Here is a 14,763-nt window from a genome sequence, read left to right as displayed (position 1 = left end):
CCCGATGGCCTTCAGGTTGACGCCACATGAACGGGGTTTCTACCCGCTGTTCACCCGGGCCGCGGAGAACATCGTCCGCGCGGCCGACGATCTCGCGGAGCTGGTGGCCGCGGACCCCGCCGATCGTGCCGAGCCCGCCCGGCGGGTGAAGGACGCCGAGAACGCGGGCGACGTCCTGACCCACGAGATCATGGTCAAGCTGAACTCCACGTTCGTCACCCCCTTCGACCGGGAGGACATCTACCGGCTGACGTCCTCGCTCGACGACGTGGTCGACACGATGGAGGAGGCCGCCGACCGGATCGTGCTGTACCGGCTCGGCACCCTCCCGGCCGGGATCACCGCCCAGGTCGAGATCCTGCGCCGCGCCGCCGCGGCCACCGCGGAGGCGATGCCCCGGCTGACGACGATGTCGGAGCTGCGCGAGTACTGGGTGCACGTGAACTCCCTCGAGGACGAGGCCGACTCCGTGTACCGGGCCCTGCTCGTCGACCTGCTCGCCCCGCCCGACGACGCACCTCCCGGCGACGTCCTCACGATCCTGAAGATCAAGGAGGTCGTGGAGGTCCTCGAGGAGGCCGCGGACGCGTTCGAGACGGTGGCCAACACCGTCGAGAGCATCGTGGTCAAGGAGTCCTAGTGGAGCTCGCCGCGATCGTCGTGGTGATCCTCGTGGCACTCGTATTCGACTACACGAACGGCTTCCACGACGCCGCCAACGCGATCGCGACCTCCGTCGCCACCCGCGCGCTCGCGCCCCGCACCGCACTCGCGCTGGCGGCGGTGATGAACCTGGTCGGGGCGTTCCTCGGCACCGAGGTGGCCTCGACGGTCGGCAGCGGCATCATCGAGGAGCCACAGGGCTCGTCCGGGCTGCTGGTGGTGCTGGCCGCGCTGGTCGGCGCGATCGTGTGGAACCTGATCACGTGGCGGCTGGGCCTGCCGTCCTCGTCGTCGCACGCCCTGATCGGCGGGCTCGTCGGAGCCGCGCTCGCGTCGTCGGGTGGCGTGCAGTGGGGCGGGGTGATCGAGAAGGTCGTCATCCCGATGGTGCTGTCGCCGGTGGTGGGGTTCCTCCTGGCGGGGCTGGTGATGCTGGCGATCCTCTGGCTCTTCCGCCGGGGGCGGCCGCAGCGGCTGTCGCGCGGGTTCCGGCACGCGCAGACGGTGTCGGCCGCGGCGATGGCGCTGGGCCACGGCCTGCAGGACGCCCAGAAGACGATGGGCGTGATCGTCCTGGCCCTGGTGGTCGGCGGCTACCACGAGGGTTTCGAGATCCCCTGGTGGGTCGTCCTGCTCTCAGCCGGGGCCCTGTCGGCGGGCACGTACTCCGGCGGCTGGCGGATCATGCGGACGCTGGGCAGGCGGATCATCGACCTCGACCCACCGCGTGGCTTCGCCGCCGAGAGCACCGCGTCGGCGGTGCTCTACACGACCGCCTTCGTCTTCGCCGCGCCGATCTCCACCACGCAGACGATCACCTCGGCGATCCTCGGGGTGGGCGCCACGAAGCGGCTCTCGGCCGTGCGGTGGGGCGTTGCCGGCAACATCGCCGTCGCCTGGGTGCTCACCATCCCGATGGCGGCCCTCGCCGCCGCACTGGCGTTCTGGGCGCTGCGCCCGCTGGCCAGCTAACGGGACACCCCTCACCCGCCGCCGCGACGACCCGGAGGCCGGGCGCGTCACACCAGCAGGCTCGCCGCGAGTCGGGCCCGCTCGGCGTCGACATCGATGTTCGGCTGCGGGAACTGCGGGTCGAGCTCGGCGAGGGTCTCGGTGAGCAGGGAGGCGACGGCCCAGTTGCGGTACCACTTGCGGTCCGACGGCACGACGTACCAGGGCGCGGCGTCGGAGTCGCAGTACCGCAGTGCGTCGCTGTAGGCCCGCTGGTAGTCGCGCCACCTCGCGCGGGAGTCCAGGTCGCCCGGGTTGTACTTCCAGCGCTTGGTCGGGTCGTCCAGCCGGGCGAGCAGCCGCTCGGCCTGCTCCTGGGGGGAGATGTGCAGCAAGCACTTCAGCACGGTGACGCCCCGCCCGACGAGCTCCGCCTCGAAGGCGTTGATCTCCTCGTAGCGATGCCGCAGGGCGTCGTCGGAGATCGAGCCCTCGACGCGCGGGACAAGTACGTCCTCGTAGTGCGAGCGGTCGAACAGCCCGATCAGTCCCGGGTGGGGCACCTGCTTGCGGACCCGCCACAGGAAGTCGTGCTCGAGCTCCTCGGGCGTCGGCTTCTTGAACGACGCGATGTGCAGGCCCTGCGGGTTGACCAGGCCGCCGACATGCCTGATCACACCACCCTTGCCCGAGGTGTCCATCCCCTGCAGGACGACGAGGACCGAGCGGTGCCCCGCACCGGTCGCCTCGGCGTACAGCGCCTCCTGCAGCCGGTCGAGCCGGGCACCGAGGTCGGTCATGTCCTCCGCGGCGGCGCTCTTGTCCTTCGGCCCGATCGGCCGGTCGCGGGGGTCCACCACCGCGAGGTCGGGCTCGGCGGCCACCCGGAACGTCTCCCGCACCGACTTCCCCATGCGGCGAGAGTAGTGGGATCAGGCGCCGCGGCCGGCCAACCTCTCCGGGTCGGTCGTCGCGCGGGCGGGTGGATCCGCCCGGGACTGCTCCGCGCCGCGACGGGTGACGGTCGCCAGGTCGAGCTCGAGAACGAACGGCTCCTCGATGCGCAGCTGCTCCCCGTCCCCGGCACGCGCGTACTCGTGGTAGCGACCGCTGATGATCATGTCGGCGACGGCGAACGGGCCGTCGTGGTCGATCACCAGCGAGTACGGGATGCCGCTGCGGGCGTAGAGCTGTGGCTTGAACGAGCGGTCGGTGACGCCGTGGTCGCTACCCACGACCTCGATCACCATCAGCGCCGCCGCGGCGTCGAGCACGTCGCCGGAGACCTCGGGCACGTCCTCCCCGTCCCCCGGCGCCGCGGTGACCACCAGGTCGGGCACGAGCACGCAGTCGGTGCCGAGGCGCAACGGCACCGGCCCCCGCACCTGCAGCCCCTCCGGCAACGCCGACCGCACCGCCGCACGCACGCGGCTCACCACCCGGGTGCGCTGCTCGGAGGCGCCCGGCCCGATGAGCAGGGTTCCGTCCACCACCTCGACTCGACCGTCACGGGGCAGCGCGAGGAACGCGCTCTCCGTCCACGGGCCTTCGTGGTCGAACACGGGATGGTCCACAGCCGCCACCTCTCGGTCGGTCACCGGTGCTCGGGCGCACATGGTGGCACGTCCGATCGGGGGAACCTAGGTTGACCGTGCGTGACCACCGATCGGGACGACCAGCGGCGTACCGGCCACCGGGTCCGAAATCACCCGTGCGGCGAGACCGAACACCTCCTCGAGCAGCGCCTCGGTGATCACCTCAGCGGGGCCGCCGGACGCCACGACCTGCCCGTCCCGCATGGCGACGAGTCGATCCGCGTACCGCGCGGCGAGGTTGAGATCGTGCAGCACCATCACGACGGTGCGGCCTGCCTCGGTGTGCAGCCGCCGCACGAGTTCGAGCACGTCCACCTGGTGGGCGAGGTCGAGGAACGTGGTGGGCTCGTCGAGCAGGAGCAGGTCGGTGCCCTGCGCGAGGGCCATGGAGATCCAGGCGCGCTGCCGCTGGCCACCGGAGAGCTCGTCGACGGGGCGCTCGGCGAGGTCGGCGATGCCGGTCCACTCCAGCGCCTGGGCGACGGCGTCCTCGTCGTCGGCCGACCACTGCCGGTACCAGGCCTGGTGGGGATGCCTGCCCCGGGCGACGAGATCGGCCACGGTGAGACCCTCTGGCGCGCTCGGGGCCTGCGGCAACAGCCCGAGGACCTTCGCGACCTCACGGGTGGGGGTGCGGTCGATCCGCTTGCCGTCGAGCAGCACCTGCCCTCCGGACGGCTTGAGCAGGCGGCCGAGCGCGCGCAGCAGCGTCGACTTGCCACAGCCGTTCGGCCCGATGACGGCGGTGATCGTGCCCGCGACGACGTCGAGGTCCAGCCCGTCGACGACGGTCCGGTCGCCGTAGCCCAGCCGTACCTGGTCCGCCCGCAGCCGGACGGTGGCCTCCCCCTGCACGGCGGGCGGCGACGGGTCATGCAGCTGGGTCATCCTCGGGCCTCCCGGCCGTAACGGGCGATCAGGAACAGCAGGTAGGGCGCTCCGAGGACGGCGGTGACGATGCCGACCGGCAGTTCGGTGGCGCCGAAGGCGGTGCGGGCGATCAGGTCGGCGACCACGGTGAGGGCGGCCCCGACGACGAGTGACACCGCGATCGGCGGCCGCGCCGCCCCGACCAGGCGCTGGGAGATCTGCGGCGCCACGAGTGCCACGAACGCGATGGGGCCCGCCGAGGCCGTGGCCACCGACGCGAGCCCGACGGCCACGACTAGCAGCGCCGTGCGGGAGCGGTCGACCGGGATGCCGAGCCCGCGCGCCGTGTCGTCGCCGAACTGCAGCCCGCCGAGGACGTGCGCCAGCAACAATGCGGCCGGCACCAGTACGGCCAGCGCGATCGCGACCGGGACCACGTGGTCCCAGCCGCGGCCGTTCAGGCTGCCGTTGAGCCACACGTACGCGCGGGCAGCCTCGGTGATCCCCGCAACGACGAGCAGCCAGTGCACGACGGCGGTCAGCGTCACGTTGACCCCGATCCCCACCAGCACCAGCCGGAAGCCGTGCACCCCGCGCCGCCAGGCCAGCCCGTAGATCGCGAAGGCACTGAGCAGCCCGCCGACGAGGGCGGCCACCGGCAGGCCCGCGGCACCGAGGAACTCCACCGCGCCCCCACCGAGCACGATCACGGCGACCGCAGCCGCGCTCGCCCCCGCCGTGAAGCCGATCATGTCCGGGCTGGCGAGCGGGTTGCGGGCGATCGACTGGGTGATCGCCCCCGCCACCGCCAGCGCCGCGCCGACGAGCAGGCCGGTGAGCGACCGGGGCAGGCGCAGGTCCATGACGATGAACCGCTGCCCGGCGTCGCCGCCACCGGCCAGCACCGAAAGGACCTCCCCGACGCTGATCGGGAAGTCGCCACGGCCGATGTTCAGTGCCATGGCGAGCACCAGCACCGCGAGGCCGATCCCGAGCACCAGCACCGTGCGCGGCCGCCACACGACCGAGAACGGCCCGATCCGCACGGCCGGCCGGCCGGCCACCCGCGCCGCGGCCGGGCGGGGCGGCGAGGACTTGTCCAGCACGGCCATCAGACGGCCACCATCTTCCGGCGCCGTACCAGCCAGACGAAGAACGGGCCGCCCACGAGCGCCAGCACGATCCCGACCTGCAGCTCCCCCGGCCGCACCACCACCCGTCCGATGACGTCCGCCGCGAGCAGCAGGGTGGCTCCGGCGAGCGCCGACGCCGGGAGCAGCCAGCGGTAGTCGGGCCCGGTGACGGCCCGCACGACGTGCGGCACCACGAGCCCGACGAACGCGATGGGCCCGCACGCCGCCGTGGCGGAGCCGGCCAGCAGCGTGATCGCCACGATCCCGAACACCCGGGTGCGCAGCACCGAGTGGCCGAGCGAGCGGGCCACGTCGTCGCCGAGGGCCAGCGCGTTGAGCGCCGGGGCGCCGACCAGCCCGATCAGGAGCCCGGCGAGCAGGAACCACTGGACCTGGCCCACCACCGCGGTGTCGCGCCCGGCGATCGAACCGACGGCCCAGAACCGGTAGGCGTCGAGCGACTGGACGTCGATCAGGATCACCGACGAGGTGAGCGCGGCCAGCAGCGCCGACACCGCGGCCCCCGCGAGCGCCAGCGTCACCGGGGTGGGGCCGCCGCGCCCGACGGAACCGAGCACGAACACCGCGACGCTGGCCACGAGCGCCCCCGCGAACGCGAACCACACGTAGCCGACCAGGGTCGTGACGCCGAAGGCGTAGATGCCGGTGACGACGAACAGCGCGGCCCCGTTGTTGATGCCGAGCAGGCCGGGGTCGGCGAGCGGGTTGCGGGTGTGGCCCTGGATCAGGGCTCCGGCCAGCCCGAGAGCGGCGCCGGCCAGCAGGCCGACCACGGTCCGCGGGATGCGCAGGGACCGGACGACGATGTCGTCCTCGGTGCCGGTGGGGTTGACGAGCGCGTGCCAGACACCCTCGAGCGGGATGGCCTTCGCCCCGACCGCGATGCTGGCGAGGCAGCACACCACGAGCACGGCGACCAGCAGCGCGAGACCCAGCAGCCGTCGCCGTCGCAGGGAACCGGGCACCGGGGGTGGCGCGACAGGAGTCAGCACGCCGTGCTCGGCCATGGATGGTCCTCCGCGGTCCGGTCCCTGCACCCGGGGTTCGGTGCGGCATCACCATAGGTGAGCCTCGCCTTGGCCGGACGGGCAGCGGTGCGCTGATCGTTCTGAGATGCGGGTGTCGGCCCTGGGGAGGGCGAACAGCGGAATCTCGCGACGATCATCGTGGGACGGGCGCGCGATCCGGGCGACTCGCGCGCCGGGAACGGGCGACTCGCGCGCGCGATCCGGGCGACTCGCGGGGGTTTGCGGGTGGTTCGCCGGGTGGTTGCGTGGGTCGGGCGGCTCCGGGGGGCGGGCCGTGCTGGGATGGCCGCGTGCATCCCCTTCTGCCGGTCCCGGGCGCCGGGCTCGACGACAGCGGGCTCGACGACGCCGGGCTCGTGGCGCACTACGCCTACCCCGAGGGGCTCACGGCGCCCTACGTGCGCGTGAACTTCGTGGCGAGCGCCGACGGCGCCGTCACGGTGGACGGCCGGTCGGGCGGGCTGGGCTCGGACGGCGACCGGCGGGTGTTCGGGGTGCTCCGCAGGCTCGCGGACGTCGTGCTCGCCGGCGCCGGGACGGTGCGGGCCGAGGACTACCGCGGCGCGCGCCTGCCCACCCTCGGCACGGACACACCGCCGCCCGTCGCCGTCGTGACGGGGTCGGCGGACCTCGACCCGGCGAGCAGGCTCTTCACCGACACCGCCGTGCCACCGATCATCCTCACCCTCGGCTCGGCCCCGGCCGCGCGCCGCGAGCAGCTCGCCGCGGCCGGAGGGGACGTCGTGGTGCTGGAGCGGCTCACCCCCGATCTCGTGCTGGCCGAGCTGAGCCGCCGCGGCCTGCACCGGGTGCTCTGCGAGGGCGGACCGGGGCTGTTCGGCCAGCTGGTCGCCGCCGACGCGGTCGACGAGCTCTGCCTCACCGTCGCGCCGCTGCTGGCCGGCGGCACCGCCGGGCGGATCAGCCGCGGCCCCGCGGGGGGCCATCCCCGCCGGCTGGAGCTCGTCGGCGTCCTGCACGAGGCAGGCGTCCTGCTGCTGCGGTACCACCGGGCTACCCCGATCGGGTGACTTCCCGTGAGGCGTGGCCGGGTACTCACGTCATAAGGGCGAACACTCCGCACAGCCGAGCTCGGAGGAACCACCGTGAGCGAGACCACACCAACACCCACCGTCAAGACGCCCAGCACCACCGTGTCCTCGCCGGCCCGGCTCGCCGACGACACCTCGCAGGGCCGCACCACGATCGCCGCCTCGGTCGTCCAGAAGATCGCCGGTATCGCCGCACGTGAGATCTCCGGCGTGTACTCCATGGGTGGCGGCGTGTCCCGGGCGTTCGGCGCCATCCGGGAGCGGATCCCCGGCGGGGGCACCGGGGGCGCCAACATCGCCGGTGTGCAGGTCGAGGTCGGGGAGAAGCAGGCCGCCGTCGATCTGGACATCGTCGTCGAGTACGGCGCGTCGATCGTCGAGCTGGCCCGGGCCGTACGCCGTAACGTGATCACGGCCGTCGAGCGGATGACCGGGCTCGAGGTGATCGAGGTGAACATCGCCGTCAACGACATCCACCTGCCCGACGCCGACAATGACGAGGAGATCCCGACGGTGCAGGCCGCGCGGGTGGAGTGACCCGGTCCCGACCGCCCGGACCAGCTCTGCAGGGAGAAGCGCCCGTGACCGTCCCGACCGCCGCCGAGGCGCCGTCGCTCGCCGAGCGGATCGCCGCGGTCGTGACGTCGCACCCTTCGGTCGCCCGGCTGCACGGCGGGATCTTCGGTGACGTCGCCACCTACCTGCCGGGACGCCGGCTCACCGGGGTGCGCGTCGGAGAGGGCGACGAGCCGGTCGAGCTGGGCGTCGTGCTCCTCCTCGACCGGCCGATCCCGGAGGTCGTGCGGGATCTGCGCACCGCGGTGTCCGGGATGTGTGGCGGCGCGGCGGTCGACATCACTGTGGGCGACGTGGCCCTTCCCGGCGAGCCGGGACCGACGGATCGGTGAACGAGCAGGAGCGCTCCGAGTTCCGCGCGTTCGTCCGCGAACACCATCCGGACCGGGGTGGCGACCCGGAGGTCTTCGTGGCGGGGCTGGCCCGCTTCGGCACGGCGCGACCTGGCGCCGACGACGTCGACGGACCCGGCCATGATCCATCGGACGCCCGCTACGACGCCCCCGTCGAGGTGGTCGGGCCACTGCCGTTCCCGGTCCGGGTGGGGGTCGCCCTGATCCGCACCTGGCACCGGCGACGCCATCGCCGCGTGGAGTAGCCACGCTCGTGAGGAGAACCAGATGAACAGCACCCAGACCGGCCTACTGGCGGGTCTCATCCTCGGCCTCGCCGGCGCCTTCGGTGGCTTCGGCATCTTCCTGATCGTCCTGGTCATGGGCGCGCTCGGCCTCGTCATCGGTTCCGTGATCGACGGCCGGCTCGACCTCAACGCGGTGCTCGGCCGGGGCCGGGACCGGTGAGCACCACCCTGCCCGCGGCGGAGGACCGGGGCCTGCTCGAGATCAACCCGGTCGTGCTGCGGAAGATCATCGAGCACGCCGCAGACCAGGTGCCGGGCACGCTGCGGCACGGACGGCGCCTCGCGGGGATCGACGTGGGCGAGGTCGGCGCCAGCGCGAAGGTCACGACCGGGTCCGGCGACCGGACCGCGGTGGACGTGCGGCTCGAACTGCACCTGCAGTACCCCGCCGCCGTGCGGACGGTGGTGGACGCCGTCCGCGCCAGGGTGGGCGAGGAGCTCGACCACATCGCCGGCCACCGCGTGCGGTCCCTGACGGTGACGGTGGCCGGTCTGCGCAGCCCGCACGCCACCGGGCCCCGGGTCCGGTAGGCCCGGCACCGACCCCACGTCAGCCCGCCAGGTCGCCATCGGAGGAACGACATGCGCATGCTGCTCCGCCTGCTCGCCCCGCTGATCGGCCTGGCCATGGCCGCCGCGGGGGTGCTCATCGTGATCGAGGTCATCGCGGCCTGGCTGCGCCGCAACGTGGTGACCGGCCTCGTCGTGCCGTGGCACCACTGGCGCACCGCGATCGAGAACGTGACGTGGGAGGACCCTCCGGTGCCGGGCATCGCGATCGCCGTCGCCGTACTGGGGCTGTTGCTGGTGCTGGTCGGACTGCTGGCCCGGCGCTCCCACATCACCCTCGACGGGCCGGCCCCGGAGATCACCGTCGTCACCGCACCCCGCGTACTGGCCCGGCTCATCGGCAGGCGCGTGCGCGCCACCGAGGACATCTTCAGCGCGTCGGTCACCGTCTCCCCCCGCAAGGTGTCCGTGCTCGCGCAGGCGTTCGACGAGGCGCGACCAGAGCTGCGCGACACGGTCCACGGCCACGTGGACGAAATGCTCGACGAGCTGCCGCTGCACCGTCGCCCGCGGGTGGCCGTGCACCTGCAGGAACGGCAGGGACCGCGATGACCACCCCGGTGACGCGCGGCAGCGAGTCCGGCCGGCCGAAGATCCCGGAGGCGACGCTGCGCAAGCGGGCCAGGGCGGCACTGGCCCGCTCCGCGGCGGTCGACCGTGCTCTCGCTGTCCTGGTCGGGCTCGTGTTGCTGGCTGCGGGCACCCTCGTCGCGCTGCTGTCCTACGGCGTCTTCGGCGCGGGGCGGGCCGCACGGCCGGTGCTCGACCCGCTGATCGTCGACGGGTTGCGCGCCCGGCCCGATGCATTCCGGCTGGTGTCCATCGCCGTAGGTGTCCTCCTGGTCATCGTCGGGCTGACGTGGGCCGCGCGGTCGCTGCGCCCGGAGCGCCACCCCGACCTCGTGCTCGACGGCGGACCGGACACGGCGATCGTGATCAGCTCGTCCGCCGCGGCCGACGCGGTCGCCGCGCAGGCGGGCGGCATCCCGGGCGTCCGCCGGGCCAGGGCACGGATGGTCGGCACGGACGAGGTGCCCGCACTGCGCGTCACGCTCTGGCTCGCCGACGACGCCGACATCCGGGACGTCCTCACCCGGCTCGACGACGAGGTCCTCGCCGCCGCCCGCACCTCGCTCGGGCTCACCGCGCTGCCCGTGGCGGTGCGGCTGGAGCTCGACGTCTCGGCGCACCCACCGCGGGTCGCCTGAGGCGTCCCCGCGTTCACCCTCCCCATACCGGGTGTGCGGCAGGCTGGGCTCTGACCAGCACGGATCGGGAGGGCACGTGGCACGACCACCGCGGCATGCGGTCGCCGCCGTGCTCGCCTGCCTGGCCGTTCTCGTCGCCGGCTGCACGGTCGGGCCGTCGCAACGTCCACCGGTGGCGGTGCGCGGGGACAACATGCCGGTGGTCCCCACCACCGACCCCGCGGCGCCTCCTTCCGACCAGGCGCTGCCGGAGCCGCAGGAGCAGCGCGCCTCGATGCCGTTCTCCGAGTGCACCCAGGACACCCTCGAGACGCTGCCCACCCCACCGCCTGCCGACCGGCCGCTGCGGGTGGAGTGCGGCGAGCTCACGGTGCCCGCCGACCCCGACCAACCCGGGCTCGGTGCGGCCTCGCTCGCCGTGCTCCGCGTCAGCCTCGCCTCCGCACCGGAGAACCAGCCGCCACTGCTCGTGCTGGGCGACACGACCCTCGAGCCGACGGCGCGCGACGCCGTGCTGCTCGCCGAGCGGGTGGCGCCGGAGGTGCTGCAGGAGTACACCCTGATCGGCCTGGACCGGCGCGGTTCGGGTGAGGACGTCCTCGACTGCGCGCCGGACGACGCCCGCGCCGCCATCGTCGACGCCGATCCCGGGCGGTCGAGCGAGTCGGACCTCGACGCGCTCCTGGAAGAGGCCCGGTCCGTGGTGCAGGAGTGCAACCTCGCACTCGACGGCGGCCTCAGCGGCTACCGCACCGCCGCGACGGTGTCCGACATCGAGATCCTGCGCGCCGCACTCGGGGTCGCCCAGCTGTCCGCGATCGGCGTGGGTGACGGAGGCGCGGCCCTCGCCGACTGGGCGCGGACCGCCCCGACCGCGGTCGGCAGGCTCGTCCTCGACGGCCCGCCGAACCCCGCGCTCGACGAGCCCGACCTCAGCGAGAGCCGGGCGGGGGCGGCCGAGGCGGCCTTCGGGGCGTTCGCCGTGACCTGCACGGCACGCTCGGACTGCCCGCTCGGCCCGGACCCACGAGCCAGGGTGACCGCGCTCGTCGACCAGCTCCGCCGGCAGCCGCTCGCGGCCACCGACGGCAGGAGGCTCACCGCCGGCGCCACCATCACGGCGCTGCTGGCCGGGCTGGCCGAACCACGGGGCTGGCCCGGCCTCGCCACCGCACTGGCCGCGGCCGGTACCGGGAACCCGGATCCCCTGCTCACCCTGCTCGATCCGCTGGTCGGACCGAGAGGACGGTTCGACGGGATGCTCGCCACCAGCTGCAACGACGTCCACAGACGCCTGGCACCCGGCGAGATCGGCGATCTGGCGCAGCGCTGGCGCACGTCCTACCCCCTCTTCGGCAGTACGTTCGCCCTCCGGCTGCTGGCCTGCGCCCCGTGGCCCGCCGGTGGCCCGGCCCCCACCGCAGGGCAGGGCGAGGGGGCTCCGCCGATCCTCGTCATCGGGACTGCCGCCGATCCGCGTGGCCCGCAGGACGGCTCCCGGCGCACCGCCGACAGCCTCGCCACGGCCCGCTTCCTGGGCTGGCAGGGCGCCGGCACCGGCGCCTACCCGCGCACCCCCTGCGTCACCGCTGCGGTGGACGCGATGCTGGTCGGCGGGATCGCTCCGCAGGCCGGAACCCTCTGCCCCCCGTGACCGGGGTGCGTCAGCAGTACAGCTGAGCGGCGAGGTCGACGACCTCGGCCGCCTGCCGGCGCTCGACCGACGGGAGAGCGGCCGGAATCGTCCTGGCGATGGTGTCCGCCGAGGCTCCCTGGTCGAGCCGCAGGCAGATCATCGCGGCCGTCTGGGTCTCCGCGCGCCCGGACCGGCTGGTCGCGATGTCCGCCGCGCGCATCGCCCGCACGAAGCTCACGGCCCTGTCGCTCGTCGGGTCGATCTCCACGGCCGCGGGCTCCGGACCGGGCGGCGGGGGCGGAACCTGCGCCCCCGGAACCTCGGGCGCCACGGACGGAACCGGCGCAGGCGCCTCGGCGGGCGGACGATCCATCCCCCAGCCGACGATCGCGGCGAGCAGGGAGATGATGATCAGCACCACCCCGACCGCGACCACCACGAGCACCGGCCGCCTGCCGAAGCGCGACGTCGGCTGCTCGGCGTGCTTGCGGTCCAACCGCCGCACGGGTGCTTCCTCGGCGTCTCCGTCGTACCCGGGGTCGTACTCCGGGTCGTACTCGGCGTCGTACTCCGGGTCGTAGTCCGCGTCGTACTCGGCCTCGTCCGCATCGGCGGGCGTGCGTTCCGCGCGGTCGACGGGGATCACCGTGGTCTCCGCCTCGGCGGCCTCGGCCGACCGGCGGCGGGCCGCCCGGCCGCCCGCCGCGGCGCCCTCGATGGTCGGGGTCTCGTCCGGCGGCAGGTCCCACGGCGCCCCGGGAGAATCCGGGTGCGCCGGGAACATCGTGGGCCACGACGACATGGCCCCGGGTGCCAGGGGATGAGCGGGCGGCGCCCCGCCCATCCCCTGGGCTGCGCCCGGCACGACGGCCCACGAGCGCGCTGCGCCGTCACCGTCGGCCCCCCCTGCGAGCACCCACGCGCCGCGACCGGGTGCGCCCGGCCCCCCGGACCGGGCACCGGCCTGGTACGCGGCGCTGGTCCGCTCCTCCGCGGCGGCGGCCGCCGCCTCCTCGGCCGCGTGGGTGGCCGCATCGGCGGCCACCTCCGCTTCCTCCGCGGCCCGGGCCGCCGCCGCGATGGCGGCCGCCGCCCGCGCCGCCGCGGCGGCCGCATCGATCTCGGCGATCATCGCGGCCTGCTCCGCCGCGGCCCGCCGGTGGGCGAGCTCGTCGAACCCGTCCCCAGGGGCGCCCAGAAGGTCGCCCGGATACGGGCGGTCCTCGGTCAGCACGCTCTCACGAGCGTCGCTCGACACCCCACTCACGCCGTGACCAGCCACAGCGTGCCGGGCCATGGGTCGTCCACTTGCCACCTCACCGGCCATCGCACACTCCCCGATCTGCGGCCGCCATCCGGCCTGTCCTTACCCGGAGCAACGACCCGGTGACGACAAAGGGAGCGGGTACGGCCAAGAGGGTGCCTGGCTGAGTGAGTGCGGCCACGACCTGTGCCCGCCTAGGGCCCTGAATGGCCCATTTCGTTTACGGAACGTGACATCGGGCGCTCTACCGGGCCGCTTTCCCGGCGTGTCGCGTACTCCCGGTGACGAGCCCGATCATGCAACCGCGTCGAGCGCCCCGCGCACGGCGTCGGTGAGCAGGTCGAGATGCTCGTCGGCGAGGGTGAGGGGCGGGGAGAAACCGACCGAGCTGATCATCGGCCGGATCAGGACGCCCCGCTCGCGCGCACCGCGCGTGACGGCGGCAGGCAGGCCCGGGTCGGCCGCCACCCGGTCCGCGTCGAGCTCCAGCGCCCCGAGCACCCCGGTGCCGCCGCGGACCTCCGAGACGAGCGGATGGTCGGCCAGCGAACGCAGCGCCGCGTGCAACGTGAGCTCCAGCGACTCGGCGCGCTTGAGCAGGCCGTCGCCCTCCAGTAGGTCGAGGTTGGCCAGTGCAGCCGCGCAGGCCGTGGGATGCCCGGCGTAGGTGGCGCCGTGCCGGAACGCGGCAGCGCCCGGCTCCCAGAACGGCGCCGCCACGCGCTCGTGGGCGACGACCCCGCCCAGCGGCAGGTACCCGCTGGTGACGCCCTTCGCGAAGACCACGAGGTCGGGGACGATGCCGAAGCGGTCGACGCCGAACCAGTCGCCGAGCCTGCCGAACCCGCAGATCACGCTGTCGATCACGAGGAGCACACCGTGCCGGGTGCAGATCTCCCGGACCCGCTCGACGTACCCCGGCGGCGGGGGCAGCACCCCACCCGCACCGATCACCGGTTCCACGAAGAACGCGGCCACCCGCTCCGGTCCGACCCGCAGCAGCTCGGCCTCCAGCGCCTCGGGGTCGTCGTAGGCGACGCGGACCACGTCCGGCACGAACGGCGCCGCGAGCCGGTTGGCCGGCATCCCGCCGAGCGACGTGCCGAAGCCGTGGGTGCCGTGGTAGCCGTTCTCCCGGCTGACGAGCACCGTCCGCTGCGGCTCGCCGGTGCGGACGAAGTACTCCCTGGCCATCTTGGCCGCCGTGTCGATGGCGTCACCGCCACCGCTGGCGAGGAAGATCTTCGCCCCCGGCACCGGCGCCAGCGCGGCGAGCCTGCGGGTGAGCTCCAGCGCCGGACGGTTCGTGAAGTCCCCGAACGTCTGGTAGGTGGCGAGCTCGCGCATCTGCGCCGCGACCGCCTCGGCGATCTCGCGCCGCCCGTGCCCGACGTTGACGCACCACAGGCTCGCCGTGGCGTCCAGGTAACGGCGCTCGGAGTCGTCCCAGAGCCAGACGTCCTCGCCGCGGGTGACCACGAACTCGGCGGTGCGTACCGCGCCCATCGCGGCGAACGGGTGCCAGAAGGCGGTGTCGCTCATGACGGCCGACACTA

18 protein-coding genes are annotated in these 14,763 nt (G+C 73.9%); 11 read left to right on the top strand and 7 right to left on the bottom strand.

Annotated elements, in window-relative coordinates:
- Positions 1-4 precede the first annotated feature (4 nt).
- Positions 5-640, top strand: coding sequence for a DUF47 domain-containing protein (locus ACQPZA_RS11340; RefSeq protein WP_169397145.1), 636 nt, complete (start codon positions 5-7; stop codon positions 638-640).
- Positions 640-1,635, top strand: coding sequence for an anion permease (locus ACQPZA_RS11335; RefSeq protein ID WP_433280314.1), 996 nt, complete (start codon positions 640-642; stop codon positions 1,633-1,635). Before ACQPZA_RS11340 ends, ACQPZA_RS11335 begins: the two co-directional genes overlap by 1 nt.
- 47 nt (positions 1,636-1,682) lie before the next feature.
- Here the strand turns inward: ACQPZA_RS11335 and ACQPZA_RS11330 are convergent, their stop codons facing one another.
- The 5 genes from ACQPZA_RS11330 to ACQPZA_RS11310 all read right to left on the bottom strand — a co-directional run bounded on the left by ACQPZA_RS11330 (position 1,683) and on the right by ACQPZA_RS11310 (position 6,240).
- Positions 1,683-2,528, bottom strand: a complete 846-nt coding sequence (locus ACQPZA_RS11330; RefSeq protein WP_433280312.1) for a PPK2 family polyphosphate kinase — start codon at positions 2,526-2,528, stop codon at positions 1,683-1,685.
- Positions 2,529-2,546: 18 nt separating this feature from the next.
- Complete coding sequence (locus tag ACQPZA_RS11325) at positions 2,547-3,188, bottom strand: Uma2 family endonuclease (protein ID WP_433280310.1); 642 nt, start codon at positions 3,186-3,188, stop codon at positions 2,547-2,549.
- Between the two features lie 66 nt (positions 3,189-3,254).
- Positions 3,255-4,097, bottom strand: coding sequence for an ABC transporter ATP-binding protein (locus ACQPZA_RS11320; RefSeq protein WP_433280308.1), 843 nt, complete (start codon positions 4,095-4,097; stop codon positions 3,255-3,257).
- Positions 4,094-5,191, bottom strand: a complete 1,098-nt coding sequence (locus ACQPZA_RS11315) for a FecCD family ABC transporter permease (RefSeq protein WP_433280306.1) — start codon at positions 5,189-5,191, stop codon at positions 4,094-4,096. Before ACQPZA_RS11315 ends, ACQPZA_RS11320 begins: the two co-directional genes overlap by 4 nt.
- Positions 5,191-6,240, bottom strand: coding sequence for a FecCD family ABC transporter permease (locus ACQPZA_RS11310; RefSeq protein WP_169397139.1), 1,050 nt, complete (start codon positions 6,238-6,240; stop codon positions 5,191-5,193). Before ACQPZA_RS11310 ends, ACQPZA_RS11315 begins: the two co-directional genes overlap by 1 nt.
- Before the next feature lie 311 nt (positions 6,241-6,551).
- Here ACQPZA_RS11310 and ACQPZA_RS11305 point away from each other — a divergent pair, with 311 nt between their 5' ends.
- From ACQPZA_RS11305 to ACQPZA_RS11265, 9 genes are all read left to right on the top strand, one after another.
- Positions 6,552-7,292 (top strand): pyrimidine reductase family protein, encoded by a 741-nt coding sequence (locus ACQPZA_RS11305; RefSeq protein WP_433280304.1) that lies wholly within the window; start codon positions 6,552-6,554, stop codon positions 7,290-7,292.
- 75 nt (positions 7,293-7,367) lie between these two features.
- Entirely contained in the window at positions 7,368-7,850 is a 483-nt protein-coding gene (locus tag ACQPZA_RS11300) for an Asp23/Gls24 family envelope stress response protein (protein ID WP_433280302.1), read from the top strand.
- 44 nt (positions 7,851-7,894) lie between these two features.
- Complete coding sequence (locus tag ACQPZA_RS11295; RefSeq protein WP_433280300.1) at positions 7,895-8,221, top strand: hypothetical protein; 327 nt, start codon at positions 7,895-7,897, stop codon at positions 8,219-8,221.
- Positions 8,218-8,487 carry a hypothetical protein gene (locus ACQPZA_RS11290; protein WP_433280298.1) on the top strand — a complete coding sequence of 90 codons (270 nt, stop codon included), beginning with the start codon at positions 8,218-8,220 and terminating at the stop codon, positions 8,485-8,487. The genes ACQPZA_RS11295 and ACQPZA_RS11290 overlap by 4 nt, the downstream gene beginning before the upstream one ends.
- Positions 8,488-8,509: 22 nt before the next feature.
- Positions 8,510-8,689 carry a hypothetical protein gene (locus ACQPZA_RS11285; protein WP_169397134.1) on the top strand — a complete coding sequence of 60 codons (180 nt, stop codon included), beginning with the start codon at positions 8,510-8,512 and terminating at the stop codon, positions 8,687-8,689.
- A complete protein-coding gene (locus ACQPZA_RS11280) occupies positions 8,686-9,060 on the top strand; it encodes an Asp23/Gls24 family envelope stress response protein (RefSeq protein WP_169397133.1) in 375 nt (124 codons plus the stop codon). The genes ACQPZA_RS11285 and ACQPZA_RS11280 overlap by 4 nt, the downstream gene beginning before the upstream one ends.
- Positions 9,061-9,111: 51 nt before the next feature.
- Positions 9,112-9,651, top strand: a complete 540-nt coding sequence (locus ACQPZA_RS11275) for a DUF6286 domain-containing protein (protein WP_433280295.1) — start codon at positions 9,112-9,114, stop codon at positions 9,649-9,651.
- Complete coding sequence (locus tag ACQPZA_RS11270; protein ID WP_433280293.1) at positions 9,648-10,307, top strand: alkaline shock response membrane anchor protein AmaP; 660 nt, start codon at positions 9,648-9,650, stop codon at positions 10,305-10,307. Before ACQPZA_RS11275 ends, ACQPZA_RS11270 begins: the two co-directional genes overlap by 4 nt.
- Positions 10,308-10,383: 76 nt before the next feature.
- Positions 10,384-11,961 (top strand): alpha/beta fold hydrolase, encoded by a 1,578-nt coding sequence (locus tag ACQPZA_RS11265; RefSeq protein WP_433280291.1) that lies wholly within the window; start codon positions 10,384-10,386, stop codon positions 11,959-11,961.
- A gap of 10 nt (positions 11,962-11,971) precedes the next feature.
- Here ACQPZA_RS11265 and ACQPZA_RS11260 read toward each other — a convergent pair whose 3' ends face one another.
- Together ACQPZA_RS11260 and ACQPZA_RS11255 are read right to left on the bottom strand one after the other, a co-directional pair.
- Positions 11,972-13,177 (bottom strand): DUF732 domain-containing protein, encoded by a 1,206-nt coding sequence (locus ACQPZA_RS11260; RefSeq protein WP_433280290.1) that lies wholly within the window; start codon positions 13,175-13,177, stop codon positions 11,972-11,974.
- A gap of 324 nt (positions 13,178-13,501) precedes the next feature.
- Positions 13,502-14,749, bottom strand: a complete 1,248-nt coding sequence (locus ACQPZA_RS11255; protein ID WP_433280289.1) for an aspartate aminotransferase family protein — start codon at positions 14,747-14,749, stop codon at positions 13,502-13,504.
- Positions 14,750-14,763: the final 14 nt, after the last annotated feature.

The organism is Pseudonocardia xinjiangensis, from assembly GCF_050948425.1.
GTDB lineage: Bacteria > Actinomycetota > Actinomycetes > Mycobacteriales > Pseudonocardiaceae > Pseudonocardia > Pseudonocardia xinjiangensis.
Note: the sequence above shows the minus strand (reverse complement) of the source record. Positions and strands in the feature narration are given on the sequence as shown.

Coding starts and splice junctions, on each gene's coding strand:
- ACQPZA_RS11340 (WP_169397145.1), top strand. CDS start 5: ATGGCCTTCAGGTTGACGCCACATGAACGGGGTTTCTACCCGCTGTTC.
- ACQPZA_RS11330 (WP_433280312.1), bottom strand. CDS start 2,528: ATGGGGAAGTCGGTGCGGGAGACGTTCCGGGTGGCCGCCGAGCCCGAC.
- ACQPZA_RS11320 (WP_433280308.1), bottom strand. CDS start 4,097: ATGACCCAGCTGCATGACCCGTCGCCGCCCGCCGTGCAGGGGGAGGCC.
- ACQPZA_RS11315 (WP_433280306.1), bottom strand. CDS start 5,191: ATGGCCGTGCTGGACAAGTCCTCGCCGCCCCGCCCGGCCGCGGCGCGG.
- ACQPZA_RS11310 (WP_169397139.1), bottom strand. CDS start 6,240: ATGGCCGAGCACGGCGTGCTGACTCCTGTCGCGCCACCCCCGGTGCCC.
- ACQPZA_RS11285 (WP_169397134.1), top strand. CDS start 8,510: ATGAACAGCACCCAGACCGGCCTACTGGCGGGTCTCATCCTCGGCCTC.
- ACQPZA_RS11275 (WP_433280295.1), top strand. CDS start 9,112: ATGCGCATGCTGCTCCGCCTGCTCGCCCCGCTGATCGGCCTGGCCATG.
- ACQPZA_RS11270 (WP_433280293.1), top strand. CDS start 9,648: ATGACCACCCCGGTGACGCGCGGCAGCGAGTCCGGCCGGCCGAAGATC.
- ACQPZA_RS11255 (WP_433280289.1), bottom strand. CDS start 14,749: ATGAGCGACACCGCCTTCTGGCACCCGTTCGCCGCGATGGGCGCGGTA.